Source organism: Lysobacter oryzae DSM 21044 (assembly GCF_059568595.1).
In genome coordinates this window covers 5001-19257 of the sequence record NZ_JCANTQ010000013.1, presented here as the reverse complement: position 1 = coordinate 19257, position 14257 = coordinate 5001, and the positions used below count along the sequence as shown (strand labels likewise).

At 69.6% G+C, this 14257-nt stretch carries 13 protein-coding genes (1 of these 13 running past the window's edge); 8 read left to right on the top strand and 5 right to left on the bottom strand.

Features of this window, described 5'->3' with window-relative positions; translation table 11 throughout:
• Positions 1-18: 18 nt before the first annotated feature.
• The gene (locus tag BP05_RS12315) at positions 19-2076 is read right to left on the bottom strand and encodes a sodium-translocating pyrophosphatase (protein ID WP_496363868.1); all 2058 of its coding nucleotides are present in this window, start codon (positions 2074-2076) and stop codon (positions 19-21) included.
• Positions 2077-2326: 250 nt separating this feature from the next.
• On the opposite strand from BP05_RS12315, the gene BP05_RS12310 reads away from it, so the two are divergent.
• Complete coding sequence (locus tag BP05_RS12310; RefSeq protein WP_496363866.1) at positions 2327-2830, top strand: hypothetical protein; 504 nt, start codon at positions 2327-2329, stop codon at positions 2828-2830.
• 101 nt (positions 2831-2931) lie between these two features.
• On the opposite strand, the gene BP05_RS12305 is transcribed toward BP05_RS12310, so the two are convergent.
• On the bottom strand, positions 2932-4185 hold the full coding sequence (locus tag BP05_RS12305) for a 6-phosphofructokinase (RefSeq protein WP_496363864.1): 1254 nt from the start codon (positions 4183-4185) through the stop codon (positions 2932-2934).
• A 132-nt stretch (positions 4186-4317) separates the two neighbouring features.
• Here BP05_RS12305 and BP05_RS12300 point away from each other — a divergent pair, with 132 nt between their 5' ends.
• From BP05_RS12300 to BP05_RS12290, 3 genes are read left to right on the top strand one after another with little or no spacing between them, the layout of a single operon-like run.
• Positions 4318-4896: an adenylate kinase gene (locus tag BP05_RS12300; RefSeq protein ID WP_496363862.1), complete on the top strand. Its 579-nt coding sequence runs from the start codon at positions 4318-4320 to the stop codon at positions 4894-4896.
• A 57-nt stretch (positions 4897-4953) separates the two neighbouring features.
• On the top strand, positions 4954-6465 hold the full coding sequence (locus BP05_RS12295) for a Mur ligase family protein (protein WP_496363860.1): 1512 nt from the start codon (positions 4954-4956) through the stop codon (positions 6463-6465).
• Between the two features lie 53 nt (positions 6466-6518).
• A complete protein-coding gene (locus BP05_RS12290) occupies positions 6519-7091 on the top strand; it encodes an LON peptidase substrate-binding domain-containing protein (protein WP_496363858.1) in 573 nt (190 codons plus the stop codon).
• Between the two features lie 26 nt (positions 7092-7117).
• Here BP05_RS12290 and BP05_RS12285 read toward each other — a convergent pair whose 3' ends face one another.
• A complete protein-coding gene (locus tag BP05_RS12285; protein WP_496363856.1) occupies positions 7118-9103 on the bottom strand; it encodes a bifunctional DedA family/phosphatase PAP2 family protein in 1986 nt (661 codons plus the stop codon).
• Between the two features lie 89 nt (positions 9104-9192).
• Here BP05_RS12285 and BP05_RS12280 point away from each other — a divergent pair, with 89 nt between their 5' ends.
• The 4 genes from BP05_RS12280 to BP05_RS12265 are packed head-to-tail and all read left to right on the top strand — an operon-like array spanning position 9193 to position 12401.
• Entirely contained in the window at positions 9193-9852 is a 660-nt protein-coding gene (locus BP05_RS12280) for a protein kinase family protein (protein ID WP_496363854.1), read from the top strand.
• A complete protein-coding gene (locus BP05_RS12275; protein ID WP_496363852.1) occupies positions 9849-10667 on the top strand; it encodes an SDR family oxidoreductase in 819 nt (272 codons plus the stop codon). Before BP05_RS12280 ends, BP05_RS12275 begins: the two co-directional genes overlap by 4 nt.
• Before the next feature lie 20 nt (positions 10668-10687).
• A complete protein-coding gene (locus BP05_RS12270; protein WP_496363850.1) occupies positions 10688-11122 on the top strand; it encodes a VOC family protein in 435 nt (144 codons plus the stop codon).
• 55 nt (positions 11123-11177) lie between these two features.
• Positions 11178-12401: an acetylornithine/succinyldiaminopimelate transaminase gene (locus BP05_RS12265; protein WP_496363848.1), complete on the top strand. Its 1224-nt coding sequence runs from the start codon at positions 11178-11180 to the stop codon at positions 12399-12401.
• Positions 12402-12456: 55 nt separating this feature from the next.
• Here BP05_RS12265 and hemL read toward each other — a convergent pair whose 3' ends face one another.
• Positions 12457-13746, bottom strand: coding sequence for a glutamate-1-semialdehyde 2,1-aminomutase (gene hemL, locus BP05_RS12260; protein WP_496363846.1), 1290 nt, complete (start codon positions 13744-13746; stop codon positions 12457-12459).
• Positions 13743-14257: the 3' portion of a thiamine phosphate synthase gene (thiE, locus tag BP05_RS12255; protein ID WP_496363844.1), read on the bottom strand. The gene runs 118 nt beyond the window's last position; 515 of the gene's 633 nt are visible here — the last part of the coding sequence; its start codon lies off the right edge, out of view; the stop codon is at positions 13743-13745. The genes hemL and thiE overlap by 4 nt, the downstream gene beginning before the upstream one ends.

Genomic DNA, 14257 nt, shown 5'->3' with positions numbered 1-14257 from the left:
GATGGTCGCGAGTGCCGGTTACAGCAGCGGCACCAGCAGCAGCGCGACGATGTTGATGATCTTGATCAGCGGATTCACCGCCGGGCCCGCGGTGTCCTTGTAGGGATCGCCGACGGTGTCGCCGGTGACCGCCGCCTTGTGCGCTTCGGAACCCTTGCCGCCGAAGTTGCCGTCCTCGATGTACTTCTTGGCGTTGTCCCACGCGCCGCCGCCGGTGGTCATCGAGATCGCGACGAACAGGCCGGTGACGATCGTGCCGATCAGCACGCCGCCCAGCGCCTTCGGGCCGAGCAGCAGGCCGACCACGACCGGCACGGCGACCGGCAGCAGCGAGGGCACGATCATTTCCTTGATCGCCGACTTGGTCAGCATGTCCACGGCCTTGTCGTACTGCGGCTTGCCCGTGCCCTGCATGATCCCCGGGATGTCGCGGAACTGGCGGCGCACTTCCTCCACCACCGCGCCCGCGGCACGGCCCACGGCTTCCATCGCCATCGCGCCGAACAGGTAGGGGATCAGGCCGCCGATCAGCAGGCCGATGATCACCATGTGGTCGCTGAGGTCGAAGCGCAGTGCCTCGTAGGCGACGCCGGTCGCCGCGGCTTTCGCTGCGCCGACCGTATTGAGGTTGTGCGTGTAGTCGGCGAACAGCACCAGTGCCGCCAGCGCGGCCGAACCGATCGCATAGCCCTTGGTCACCGCCTTGGTGGTGTTGCCGACGGCGTCGAGCGGGTCGGTGATGTTGCGCACTTCCGGCGGCAGTTCCGCCATCTCGGCGATGCCGCCGGCGTTGTCGGTGATCGGGCCGTAGGCGTCGAGCGCCACGATCATGCCCGCCATCGACAGCATCGCGGTCGCGGCGATGGCGATGCCGTACAGGCCGCCGAGTGCGTATGCGCCCCAGATCGCGGCGCAGATCACCACCACCGGCAGCGCGGTCGACTTCATCGACACGCCCAGGCCGGCGATGATGTTGGTGCCGTGGCCGGTGGTCGAGGCCTGCGCGATGTGCCGCACCGGCTTGAACTGGGTGCCGGTGTAGTACTCGGTGATCCACACGATCGCGCCGGTCAGGACCAGGCCGATCAGCGCGCACCAGTACAGGTTCATCGCGCCGTAGCTCGAATCGGCCATCAGCTGCGTGGTGATCGGATAGAACGCGACCGCCGCCAGCACCGCCGACACGATCACGCCCTTGTACAGCGCGCCCATGATCGAGCCGCCCTGTTTCACCTTCACGAAGAACGTGCCGATGATCGAGGCGATGATCGACACGCCGCCGAGCACCAGCGGATACAGCACGGCGTTGTGGCCGGCCTCGGCGATCATCAGGCCGCCGAGCAGCATCGTCGCGATGACCGTGACCGCGTAGGTCTCGAACAGGTCGGCCGCCATGCCCGCGCAGTCGCCGACGTTGTCGCCGACGTTGTCCGCGATCACCGCGGGGTTACGCGGGTCGTCCTCGGGAATGCCCGCTTCGACCTTGCCGACCAGGTCGGCGCCGACGTCCGCACCCTTGGTGAAGATGCCGCCGCCCAGTCGGGCGAAGATCGAGATCAGCGAGGAGCCGAACGCGAGGCCGACCAGCGCGTGCAGCGCGGCTTCGCCTTCCACGCCCAGTTGCCGGGTCAGCAGCATGTAGTAGCCGGCGACGCCGAGCAGGCCGAGGCCGACCACCAGCATGCCGGTGATGGCGCCGCCGCGGAACGCGACGTCCATCGCCTTGCTGATGCCGCTGCGCGCGGCTTCGGCGGTGCGCACGTTGGCGCGCACCGACACGTTCATGCCGATGTAGCCGGCCGCGCCCGAGAGCACCGCGCCGATCAGGAAGCCGATCGCCGTATGCCAGCTGAGGAAGAACCCGATCACCACGAACAGCACCACGCCGGCGACCGCGATCGTCGTGTACTGGCGGTTGAGGTAGGCGCGCGCGCCTTCCTGGATCGCGCCGGCGATCTGCTGCATGCGTTCGTTGCCGGCGGGTTGTGCGCTGATCCAGCGCGCGGAAACGATCCCGTACAGGATCGCGATGACAGCGCAGACCAGCGCCAAAGGTAGACCGTACTGCTCCAGCATGAACCCTCCCCCGAGTGGACATTTAAGGAATTTCTGGGAAATACCGCAGGTTGTAGCGTGGCTCCGCGCAACGGTCAGGCATCACGCCGCGCAGGGCAACGACCCGACTATGGCACATTTCCCGGGAAAACCACGGCCTCCGCGCGTGATGACCATCACGCCGACCAGTCGGCTCGCCACCGGCGCCGTGTCAAAACGCGTTCAGGGCCTGCATGCCAGCCTGCCCCGGTCCCCACGAAAGGAGCCGCACATGCGCATCCTTCCCGCACTGCTCGCCGCCGTCGCCATCCCCGCAGTCGCCGCCGGGAGCAAGCCCGAAATCACCCGCGGCGTCGGCACGCCGCAGGCGGTGGGAGCCGTGCACACCGTTCGCGCCATACCCGAGGCCTGCGCACGCCTGGAGGGCATGTTCACCGGCGACGCGGCCCAGCCGTACCGTTTCGCCGCGGTGAAAACCTCCGCGAATTGCCAGGCGCGCGCGCGGTTCGTCGATTTCGCCAAGGTGCAGCCGTCCGCCGCGAAGGGCTGGAAGCTCAATGACGAGGTCCGCGTGCCCAGTGCCGCGTGCCCGTCGCAACAGGCGGTGGTGCGGGTATGGCGCAAGCCGGTCGAGGTGGCGCCGCCGCAACTCGACGCACAGGGGCGCGCCCGCATCTACCTGCACGATGCGAAGCAGCAGGCGCAGCGCGGTGCGCCCAACGTGCCGCTGTACGCCGCGCAGCTGAAGCTCGAAGGCAAGGCCTGCGGCGGGTGATCGGCGCCTCCAACGGCACAAGGCGCCCCACTTGCGCGGCGCCAGCGGGACATGCGGGACGAGCCGGGCCGCGCTTGCTGCGACAGGTTTGAAGTTGAAGGCTATTGCCAGGCCGGCAGTTTCGCCTTCACCAGCGCATTCTTGAGTTCGACGTACTTGGGGATGCCATCGCGTCCGTAGGGCGGCGGCGCTTCGCCGCGGATCAGCGGTTCGAGGTAGCGCCGCGCGGCCTCGGTGATGCCGTAGCCGTCCTTGCGGATGAAGTTCGCCGGCATCTTCTTCTCGTGGTTGGCGATCTTCGCCAGCGGTGCGGCTTCGACCTTCCAGCGGTACGGCGCATCGGCGGTGCGCACGATCACCGGCATCACCGCGTTGCTGCCCTTCAGTGCGAGTTCGACCGCCGCCTTGCCCACGGCCTGCGCCTGCGCCAGATCGGTCTTGGAGGCGAGGTGGCGCGCGGAGCGCTGCAGGTAATCGGGCAGAGTCCAGTGCACCTTGTAGCCGAGCACGTCCTTGACCCGTCCGGCCAGGTGCGATGCGACGCCGCCCAACTGGGTATGCCCGAACGAATCCTTGCCGCCGCCGGCATCGGCGACGAAGCGCCCGTCGGCGGTCTGGATGCCCTCGCTGGCGACGACGACGCAGTAGCCGACGCGCTCGACGGTCGCCTTCACCTTGGCGAAGAATTCCGCTTCGTCGTAGGGCCGCTCGGGAAACAGGATCAGGTGCGGTGCCGCATCCATGCCGGATCCGGCAAGGCCGGCCGCGGCCGCGAGCCAGCCGGCGTGGCGGCCCATCGCCTCGTACACGAACACCTTGGTCGACGTGTCCGCCATCGCCGCCACGTCCAGCGCGCACTCGCGCACCGACACCGCGGTGTACTTGGCCGCCGAGCCGAAGCCGGGGCAGCAGTCGGTGACGGCGAGGTCGTTGTCGACGGTCTTGGGCACGCCCACGCAGGTCAGCGGGTAGCCGAACTCCGCCGCCAACTGCGAGACCTTGAGCGCGGTATCGGCCGAATCGTTGCCGCCGTTGTAGAGGAACCAGCGCACGTCGTGCGCCTGGAACACGGCGAGCAGCCGCTCGTAGCGCGCGCGGTCCTGCTCCAGCGACTTCAGCTTGACCCGGCACGAGCCGAACGCGCCGCCGGGGGTGTGGGCCAGGGCGCGGATGGCGGCCGCGGATTCGCGCGAGGTGTCGACCAGTTCCTCGCGCAGTACCCCGAGGATGCCGTTGCGGGCGGCCAGCACCTTGACCTTGCGGGCCCGTGCCGTCTGGATCACCGCGGAGGCGGTGGCGTTGATGACGGCGGTGACCCCGCCGGACTGCGCATACAGCAGGGTTCCAGAAGCCATGGGAATCAATGCTCCAGGCGGGATGGGGTAAGCTGGCCGTCCCGATTTTGACGCCCGACGGCCTGGCTGCTGGAGTGTAGCGCCGCCCTCGTGGGCTCCCCACGGTTTCTGTCGTTTTCAGGAGTGATGTAGATGCGATTGGTATTGCTCGGCGCCCCCGGTTCCGGCAAGGGCACCCAGGCCGCAAGGCTCAAGGACCACCTGCAGGTGCCGCACATCTCCACCGGCGACCTGCTGCGTGCCGAAGTGGCCGCCGGCAGCAAGCTCGGCCTGGAGGCCAAGGAAGTGATGGCGCGTGGCGAACTCGTCAGCGACGCGATCCTGCTGGGCATGCTCGAGGACCGCTTCTCGCGTCCGGATACCAAGGGCGGCTTCATCCTCGACGGCTACCCGCGCAACCTCGCCCAGGCCGACGCGATGGGCAAGCTGCTCACCCGCATCGGCCAGCCGATGGATTACGCGGTGCAGCTGGAAGTTCCGACCGAACTGCTGGTCGAACGCATCGCCGGCCGCGCCAAGGCCGAAGGCCGCGAGGACGACAGCCCCGAATCCGTGCGCAAGCGCCTGCAGGTCTACAACGACCAGACCGCGCCGGTGATCGACTACTACCGCCAGCAGGGCCAGCTCACGGTGGTCAATGGAGTGGGCACGCTGGACGAGGTGTTCGCGCGGATCGTCGAGGCGATCGTGCCGGCGCACGAAGTGGGGTGAGCTGACGCGTTTGCGAACTGCCCTATCGGCAGTTCGCGCGTCGGCGAACGCCCCGCCATGGACGGCGGGGCAAGGCGATCCGAAGCCGGCCTTGCCGCGCCATGGATGGCAACGAATCACATCAGGAGCCGTTACGTGAAACTCCACATCCTCGGCATCGCCGGCACCTTCATGGGCGGCGTCGCCGCACTGGCGCGCGAACTCGGCCACGAGGTCGAAGGCAGCGACCAGAACATCTACCCGCCGATGTCCACCCAGCTCGAGCAGCTCGGCATCGCGCTGCGCCAAGGCTACCTCGCCGAAAACATCTCGGCCGACTGCGACGAGGTCGTGGTCGGCAATGCGCTATCGCGCGGCAATCCGGCGGTGGAGCAGGTGCTCGACGACGGCCGCACCTACAACTCCGGCGCGCAGTGGCTCGCCGAGAACGTGCTGCCCGGCCGCGACACGCTCGCCGTCGCCGGCACCCACGGCAAGACCACCACCACCACCATCCTCACCTACCTGCTGGAAGCGGCGGGCCGCGCGCCGGGCTTCCTGATCGGCGGCGTGGCCGAGGATTTCGGCGTGTCCGCGCGCCGTGGCCAGGGACGCGAATTCGTGGTCGAAGCGGACGAGTACGACACCGCCTTCTTCGACAAGCGCAGCAAGTTCGTCCACTACAAGCCGCTGGTCGCGATCCTCAACAACCTCGAGTACGACCACGCCGACATCTTCCCGGACGTGGCCGCGATCCAGCGCCAGTTCCACCACCTGGTCCGCACCGTGCCGCGCCGCGGCCGCCTGATCGTCAATGGCGAGGACCGCTACCTGGCCGAGGTGCTGGCGATGGGCTGCTGGACGCCGGTGGAAACCTTCGGCCTCGACGCCAGCCTGATCGCGCAGGCGGCACAGCCGCAGGCGCACGGCGATCGCGCCGACGAAGGCGCCGCCGCGCGCGCGGGATTCCACTGGACCGCGCGCATGATCAACGAGGACGGCAGCGCCTTCGCCGTGATCCACAACGGCCAGGACATCGGCGAAGTGCGCTGGCCCCTGCTGGGCCGCCACAACGTCATGAATGCCCTGGCGTCGCTCGCCGCGGCCAACGCCGTCGGCGTCGACGTGACAACGGTGCTGCCGGCGCTGGCCGAGTTCCGCAGCGTCAAGCGCCGCCTCGAAGTGGTCGGCGAAGCGCAGGGCGTGACCGTCTACGACGATTTCGCCCACCATCCCACCGCAATCGCGACCACGCTTGCCGGCCTGCGTGCGAAAGTCGGCGACGCCCGGATCGTGGTGGCGATGGAGCCGCGCAGCAATTCGATGCGCCTGGGCGCGCACGCCGACGCACTGGCGCCGTCGCTGGACATCGCCGATGCGGTGGTGTTCCTGCACCGCCCCGAATTGGCGTGGGACGCGGGCAAAGTCGTCGCCGGCCTGCGCGGTGAGGGCGTGGCCGTGCCCGACGCCGACAGGCTGATCGCCGTGCTGCGCGAACGCGTGCGTGCGGGCGACCACGTGGTGTTCATGTCGAATGGTGGTTTCGACGGCGCGCCGCGCCGGTTCCTGGCCGCGCTGCGCGACGCCTAGCGGCGTCGCGTCCGGTTCCGCGTCGGTCCTGGCGGGCGCAGTAGACTGCCACCATGCCGACCGAATCCCTGGCCCTGTTTCCGCTGCACACGGTGCTGCTGCCCGGTGCCGCGCTGGGCCTGCGCGTGTTCGAAGCGCGTTACCTCGACCTGATCCGCGACTGCGGCCGCCACGGCCGCGGCTTCGGCGTGTGCATGATCCTCAAGGGCGAGGAGGCCGGCGCGCCGGCTTCGGCGGCTGCGTTCGGCACCGAGGCGGTGATCGAGGATTTCGGCCAGGGGAACGACGGCATGCTCATCCTGCGCGTGCGCGGCGCGCGACGCTTCCACGTCGAGCGCGCGCGCGTGCGCGACAACGGCCTGCAGGTGGCGGACGTGCGCTGGTGCGATGCCGACGCCCACCAGCCGGTGCAGCCCGAGCACGGGCTGCTTCCGGTGCTGCTCGACTCGATCATCGAGAAAACGGGCGGGGAACACGCCCGTGCCGAACGCGCGCTGCTGGACGACGCGGCCTGGGTGGGCTGGCGCCTCGCGGAGCTGCTGCCCCTGCACGACTCGCAGCGCCAGGAGCTGCTGCAGATGCACGACCCGCACGCACGCCTGGATCGGCTGCTCGGGCTCGTCTGAGCGCGACTGCTGGCGCGGCGCAGCAGCTAGCGCGTGCGCAGGCGCAACACCAGGCCGCCGCCTTGCGGGTGCGGCGCTTCCACCGGTGCGAATTCGCGTAGTGCCTCGCGCACCTGCGCATGCGCGAAGCCGTTATCGGCGATCGGCAACCACAGCGAGGCCGCGCGCAGCGGCTTCTGGTAGCGCAGGGTCTGCGCGGTGCCTACCCACAGCGGCGTCCCGTCACTGAGCGTGGCCGGCGCCGGCCACAGGCGCAACGCGATCTGTTCGCCGGCGTCGCGGCCGGCATGCAACAGCAGCAACTGTTCCGGGCGCGCGTCGAGCGTTGCCGGCAGCACCACCTGCTCGCGCGCGGGCTTGTCGTCGTCGAGCAGGCCGACGGTCGCCACCCAGTCCGCCTGCGGCTGCGCGTGCCAGCCACGCCCCACCAATGCCTGCTGCACGGGCTGCAGCGGACCCGCCACCTGCACGTCGAGCGCCCAGCGCCGGCGCACGTCGCGCTCGTTGCGCTGCGCCGGGAGCGTGGCCCAGTCGCGTTGCCACCATGCCTGCGCAGCCAGCGTCGTCGTCGGCGCCGCGGCGGCGAACTTGGCCAGCAGGCGGTCGGCATGGCGTGGCGCGTGCCAGAGCGCCGCGGCGGCGAATGCGGAATAGAACGCCCACGCCAGCGGTCGCATCCAGAACGACCGCGCGACATGGCGGCGATAGGCCAGGCCCAGCACCAACAGCCAGAGGATGCCGAACAACGTGCCGCCGACCAGGTCGCTCGGCCAATGCGCGCCCAGGTACAGGCGTGCGAAAGCGATCACCGTGGTGACGACGCCGGCGAGCAGGTACGGCCAGACCCGGTTGCGGCCAGGCAGTTCGCGCGCGATCAGCACCGCGAAGAAGCCGAACACGATCGTGGTCATCGTGACCGCGACCGACGGAAAGCCGAATCCTTCCGGCGCGGTGGGTGGACGCGGCATGGTGATCGCCGCTTCCAGCAGGCTGGTGAAGGCCAGGCCGAACACGATCGCGGCGATCCAGTGCGCGGCGGCCATCCAGCGCTTGCGCCAAAGCAGGTAAGCCAAGGCGACGAAGGCCGCCGGTCCCAGCACCTGCGCGTCGCCCAGGCTGGCCAGTGCCGCCATCAGGCGATCGGCGAGCGGGTTGCGCAGGTTCCACATGAACTCGTGGACGCTGTGGTCGAGCGCGAGTGGCCCGCCGCTGGCGAGCAGCGACGCGAGCAGGGTGAACCACGCCCAGCTGATCGCCAGCAGCATCACCGCGAGCACCAGCAGCGACGGCGATTCGGGGCGGTTGGGATCCATCAGCGCAGCGGCGTAGCGTCCCAGGTGGGGATGCTGTCGGGTCCACTTCAATCCACGCGCCAACAGGTTATCGGCGTGGCCGGCGAACCAGCGCCACGTGTAAAGCACGCAGGCCCATACCAGCGCGACCGCGACGAGCAGCCCGCCCAGCACCAGCGCAAGCCGGTCGGCGACGGCGGCCACCGCGTCGTACGAGGCGCCCAGCACCCAGCCCGGCGCAAGGAACAGCCCCGACCACAGCAGGCAGGCGGCGAAGCTGGGCAGCGCGTAGCGCCGCACCGGCATGTGCATCATCCCTGCGATTGCCGGCACGAACGGACGCACCGCACCGATGAATCGCGCGATGAAGATGCTCTGCACGCCCTTGCGGCGGAACAGGGCCTCGCCGCGATCCAGCCACTGCGGATAGCGCGAGAACGGCCAGCGCTGGCGCAACTGCGTGCCCCAGCGGCGCCCGATCCAGAAGCTCAGGCCGTCGCCGCAGAACGCGCCGAGCGCCGCGCAGGCCAGCGCGTACGGACCATTGACGTGGCCCAGGCCGATCATCGCGCCGACCGCGAACAGCAGCGGCAACGCGGGCACGAAGAAGCCCAGGATCACCAGCGCATCGCAGAACGCGATCAGGAAAGTAACCGCCCCCGCAGCGAAGGGGTGCGCGCTGATCCACGCGCTGGCGGCTTCGATCCAGGTCGGCTCCATCGGCCGATTATGGCAGCCGGCGCCGCGACTTCGTCATCGGTCCTGCCGGCCGCATGCCCGCACTGCGCACGATTCCTTACACTGGCGGCATGCCTTCCGCTTCGCACGAAGTCGCCGCCCTCAAGGCCGACAGTTTCGGCCGCATCGCACTCATGCGCGACGAGCGCGGCCTGTTCGTACGCCGTGACCTGGCCGCGGTGCCGCTGTGGCTACGCCTGCCCGCCTGGTGGCTGGCGCGGCGCGAGGCCCGGGCGCTGCAGCGCGTGGATGGCCTGCCGGCGATGCCGCGACTGCTGCGCTGGGATGGGCGGCGACTGGACCGCAGCTACCTCGACGGCGCCGCGATGTACCAGCGCCCGCCGCGCGGCGATGCCGCCTACTTCCGCAACGCGCACCGGCTGCTTCAGCAACTGCACCGGCGCGGCCTCGCCCACAACGATCTGGCGAAGGAGGCGAACTGGCTGGTGCTCGCCGACGGCTCGCCCGGGATCATCGACTTCCAGCTGGCCACGCGCGGGCAGCCGCGCTCGCGCTGGATGCGACTGCTGGCGCGCGAGGACCTGCGCCACCTGCTCAAGCACAAGCGCACCTACTGCCCGCAGGCGCTCACGCCCACGGAACGGCGCGTGCTCAAGCGGCACTCGTGGGTGCGCGCGGCGTGGTTCGCCACCGGCAAGCCCGCATACCGTTTCATCACCCGCAGACTCCTGAAGTGGGAAGACAACGAAGGGCAGGGACCCAAACCATGAGCACGCTCGCAGGCAAGACGCTGTTCATTACCGGCGCTTCGCGCGGCATCGGCCTGGCGATCGCCCTGCGCGCGGCGCGCGACCGCGCCAACATCGCCGTCGTGGCGAAGTCGGCGGTGGCCAATCCGAAGCTGCCAGGCACGATCCACACCGCCGCCGAGGCGGTGAATGCCGCCGGCGGGCACGGCCTGGCGCTGAAATGCGACATCCGCGAGGAAGACGAGGTGAGGGCCGCGGTCGCTGCCACGCTCGACGCGTTCGGCGGCATCGACATCCTCGTCAACAACGCCAGCGCGATCTGGCTGCGCGGCACGCTCGACACGCCGATGAAGCGCTTCGACCTGATGCAGCAGGTCAACGCGCGTGGCAGCTTCCTGTGCGCGCAGGCATGCCTGCCGCACCTGCTGCAGGCGCCCAACCCACACATCCTGACCTTGTGCCCGCCACCCTCGCTCGATCCGAAGTGGTGGGCGCCGCACACCGGTTACACGCTGGCGAAGATGGGCATGAGCTTCGTCACGCTCGGACTGGCGGGCGAGTTCGGGCCGCAGGGCGTGGCGGTGAACGCGCTGTGGCCGCGCACGCTGATCGCCACCGATGCGCTCAACATGATTCCCGGGGTGGGCGCGGGCAATGGCCGTTCCCCCGCGATCATGGGCGAGGCCGCGCATGCGATCCTGACCCGCGAGGCCGCCGGCTTCAGCGGCCACTTCCTGATCGATGACGAAGTGCTCGCCGAGGCCGGCATCACCGATCTTTCCGGCTATGCGGTGGATCCTTCGCAGCCGCTGTTCCCCGATCTCTTCCTCGACTGAACCGGTTCCCGGGCTCCGCCATGAAATACCTCCACACCATGGTCCGCATCCGCGACATCGACGCCTCGCTGCGCTTCTTCTGCGAAGGCCTCGGACTGGTGCAGAAGCGCCGCAACGACTACCCGGACGGCAAGTACACGCTGATCTTCCTGGCCGCGCCCGGGACGCCCGAGGCCGAGATCGAGCTGACCTACAACTGGCCGCCCGCTGATGGCTCCCCCGGCGAGGACTACGGCTCCGCCCGCAACTTCGGCCACCTCGCCTTCCGCGTCGACGACATCTACGCCACGTGCGCGCGCCTGCAGGCGATGGGCTACACGATCAACCGTCCGCCGCGCGACGGCCACATGGCCTTCGTGCGCTCGCCCGACCTGATCTCGATCGAACTGCTGCAGCAGGGCCACCTGCCGCCGCAGGAGCCGTGGGCATCGATGCCGAACACCGGCGTCTGGTAAGCGCGGGGCGGCGGAAAAAGCGGCAAAATAACGGCTTTCCGCCGCCTGCGATCCCATGAGCACGTCCGCCGAACTCTTCGCGCTGTCCGAGCGCTACTACCTGCCCGTCTACCGTCCGCGCCGGATCGTGCTCGATCACGGCAAGGGGTCGCGCATCTGGGACCGCGAGGGCCGCGAATACGTCGACTTCGGCGCGGGCATCGCGGTCAACGCGCTCGGCCACGCGCATCCGGGCCTGCTCGCGGCGCTGACCGAGCAGGCCGGCAAGCTCTGGCACACCAGCAACGTCTTCGTCAGTGAACCGCCGCTGCGCCTGGCGGCGGAACTGGTCGAGGCCTCGCGCTTCGCCCAGCGCGTGTTCTTCTGCAATTCCGGCGCCGAGGCGAACGAAGGCGCGATCAAGCTGGTGCGCAAGTGGGCCACGGCGCAGGGGCGGCCGCCGGAACGCCGCGTGATCCTCACCTTCCGCGGCAGCTTCCACGGCCGCACGCTGGCCGCGGTGACCGCGACCGCGCAGCCCAAGTACCACGAGGGCTACGAACCGCTGCCGCCGGGTTTCCGCTACGGCGATTTCAACGACCTCGCCGGCGCCGAGGCGGCGATGGCGGCAGGCGATGTCTGCGCGGTGTTGGTCGAGCCGGTGCAGGGCGAGGGCGGCGTCACCCCGGCGACACCGGAATTCCTGCACGGCCTGCGCGCGCTGTGCGACCGCCACGCGGCGCTGCTCGTCCTCGACGAAATCCAGTGCGGCATGGGCCGCACCGGCCATCTGTTCGCCGCGCATGCCTATGGCGTCACGCCCGATATCGTCACCCTGGCCAAGGCGCTGGGCAGCGGCTTCCCGATCGGCGCGATGCTGGTCGGCGACAAGGCCGCCGAGGCGATGCAGTTCGGTGCGCACGGCACGACGTTCGGCGGCAACCCGCTGGCCGCGGCAGTGGCGCGCGCGGCGCTGCGCGAACTGTCTTCGCCGGCGTTGCTCGACAACGTGGCGAGGCAGGCGCAGGCACTGCGCGACGGCCTGGCCGCGATCGATGCGGAGTTCAACGTGTTCTCGCAGATCCGCGGCCGCGGCCTGATGCTCGGCGCCCAGTTGCGCGACGCCCATGCGGGCAAGGCGGGCGAGATCCTCGATCGCTGCGTCGAGCACGGGCTGCTCACCCTGCAGGCCGGCCCGGACGTGCTGCGCTTCGTGCCGGCGCTCAACATCGGCGACGCGGACGTGGCGGAAGGGCTGGGGCGATTGCGGGCGGCGATCGCGGACTTCGCCAAGTCCTGATGCAGGCAAGAAAAAGCCCGGGAATTCCCGGGCCTTTTTGCGATCATCCGCGCGATCAGGTGCGCACGGCCGCGAACGCCTCGCGCGCCGCGGCCAACGTCAGGGCGATCTCCGGCGCTCCGTGCGCGCTCGACATGAAGCCGGCCTCGAACGCCGACGGCGCCAGGTAGACGCCGCGCTCGAGCATGGCGTGGAAGAAGCGGTTGAAGCGCGCCGTGTCCGACGCCTTCGCGTCCTCGAACGTTTCCACCGGTCCTTCGCGGAAATACAGGCCGAACATGCCCGGGGCGCGGGTCGTGGTGAAGGGCACGCCCGCTTCGCGCGCGGCCGCTTCGAGTCCATCGCACAGCGCGTGCGTGCCGCGTTCGAGCGCGGCGTGGAAGCCCGGCGTCCGGATCAGGTCGAGCGTCGCCAGCCCGGCCGCCATGGCCACCGGATTGCCGCTGAGCGTGCCCGCCTGGTAGATCGGTCCGCTGGGCGCGACCTGCGCCATCAGGTCGCGACGACCGCCGTAGGCGCCCACCGGCATGCCGCCGCCGATGATCTTGCCGAACGTGCTCAGGTCGGGGGTGATGCCGTACAGCTGCTGCGCACCCCCGAGTGCGACGCGGAACCCGGTCATGACTTCGTCGAAGATCAGCAGCGCGCCGTGTTGCGTGCAAAGCTCGCGCAAGTGCTGCAGGTAGCCGGCACGCGGCAGGATGCAGTTGGCGTTGCCGACGATGGGCTCGATGATCAGGCCGGCGATGTCGCTGCCGGCTTCCTCGAACAGCTTCGTCGCCGCTTCGAAATCGTTGTAGGGGAGGGTCAGGGTGAGGTCGGCGAGCGCCGCCGGAACGCCCGGCGAGTTGGGCAGGCCCAGCGTCATCACGCCGCTGCCGGCCTTGACCAGGAAGCTGTCGCCGTGGCCGTGGTAGCAGCCTTCGAACTTGACGATGCGCGAGCGTCCGGTCGCTCCGCGCGCCACGCGGATCGCCGACAGCGTGGCTTCGGTGCCCGAGTTGACCATCCGCACCATTTCGCAGCTCGGCACGATCTGCGTGATCGCTTCGGACATGGTGACTTCCAGCGCGTTGGGCACGCCGAAACTGAGGCCGTCGCGCATCGTGCGCTCGACCGCTGCCAGCACCTGCGGGTGCGCATGGCCGGCGATCATCGGTCCCCACGACCCCACGTAGTCGACATAGCGGTTGCCGTCGACATCGAAGAGATAGGCGCCTTCCGCGCGATGCGCGAAGAACGGCTCGCCGCCCACCGACTTGAACGCGCGCACCGGCGAATTGACGCCGCCGGGAATGAGCGCCTTCGCGCGGGTGAAAAGGGCGTGGGACGTGTCGTTCTTCATCGAGGCTCTTCGAAGCAGGAAAGATAGGCGCGGGTGGCTGCAGCGGGATCGGGCGCGTCGAAAACGCCGCTGATCACGGCGACCAGGTCGGCACCGGCCGCCACCAGTGGTCGCGCATTGTCCGGGGTGATGCCGCCGATAGCCACCCGCGGTACGCCCAGGGCCGCGGTTTCCTGCAGCAAGGCGGGTCCGGCGCGGCGCGCATTGGGCTTGGTGGGCGAGGGGAAGAAGGCGCCGAACGCTACGTAGCTGGCGCCGGCGAACACGGCCTGGCGAGCCAGTCGCGCCTGGTCGTAGCAGGAGGCGCCGACGATCGCATCCGGCCCCAGTTCATGCCGGGCCAATGCGATTTCGCCGTCGTCTTCGCCCAGATGCGCGCCGGCGGCTCCCACCGCGGCCGCAAGCGCCCAGTCGTCATTGATGACCAACGGGACGCCCAGGGACTGGCATAGCGGCTGCAGCGCCAGCGCCTGCTCGGCACGCAGGGCATCGCTGGCAGCCTTGTTGCGGT

Bases quoted from the DNA above. Each gene is read 5' to 3' on its own strand.
- hemL (WP_496363846.1), bottom strand. From the start codon at position 13,746: ATGAAGAACGACACGTCCCACGCCCTTTTCACCCGCGCGAAGGCGCTC.
- BP05_RS12300 (WP_496363862.1), top strand. From the start codon at position 4,318: ATGCGATTGGTATTGCTCGGCGCCCCCGGTTCCGGCAAGGGCACCCAG.
- BP05_RS12280 (WP_496363854.1), top strand. From the start codon at position 9,193: ATGCCTTCCGCTTCGCACGAAGTCGCCGCCCTCAAGGCCGACAGTTTC.
- BP05_RS12305 (WP_496363864.1), bottom strand. From the start codon at position 4,185: ATGGCTTCTGGAACCCTGCTGTATGCGCAGTCCGGCGGGGTCACCGCC.
- BP05_RS12295 (WP_496363860.1), top strand. From the start codon at position 4,954: ATGGACGGCGGGGCAAGGCGATCCGAAGCCGGCCTTGCCGCGCCATGG.
- BP05_RS12310 (WP_496363866.1), top strand. From the start codon at position 2,327: ATGCGCATCCTTCCCGCACTGCTCGCCGCCGTCGCCATCCCCGCAGTC.
- BP05_RS12275 (WP_496363852.1), top strand. From the start codon at position 9,849: ATGAGCACGCTCGCAGGCAAGACGCTGTTCATTACCGGCGCTTCGCGC.
- BP05_RS12285 (WP_496363856.1), bottom strand. From the start codon at position 9,103: ATGGAGCCGACCTGGATCGAAGCCGCCAGCGCGTGGATCAGCGCGCAC.
- BP05_RS12315 (WP_496363868.1), bottom strand. From the start codon at position 2,076: ATGCTGGAGCAGTACGGTCTACCTTTGGCGCTGGTCTGCGCTGTCATC.
- BP05_RS12265 (WP_496363848.1), top strand. From the start codon at position 11,178: ATGAGCACGTCCGCCGAACTCTTCGCGCTGTCCGAGCGCTACTACCTG.
- BP05_RS12270 (WP_496363850.1), top strand. From the start codon at position 10,688: ATGAAATACCTCCACACCATGGTCCGCATCCGCGACATCGACGCCTCG.
- BP05_RS12290 (WP_496363858.1), top strand. From the start codon at position 6,519: ATGCCGACCGAATCCCTGGCCCTGTTTCCGCTGCACACGGTGCTGCTG.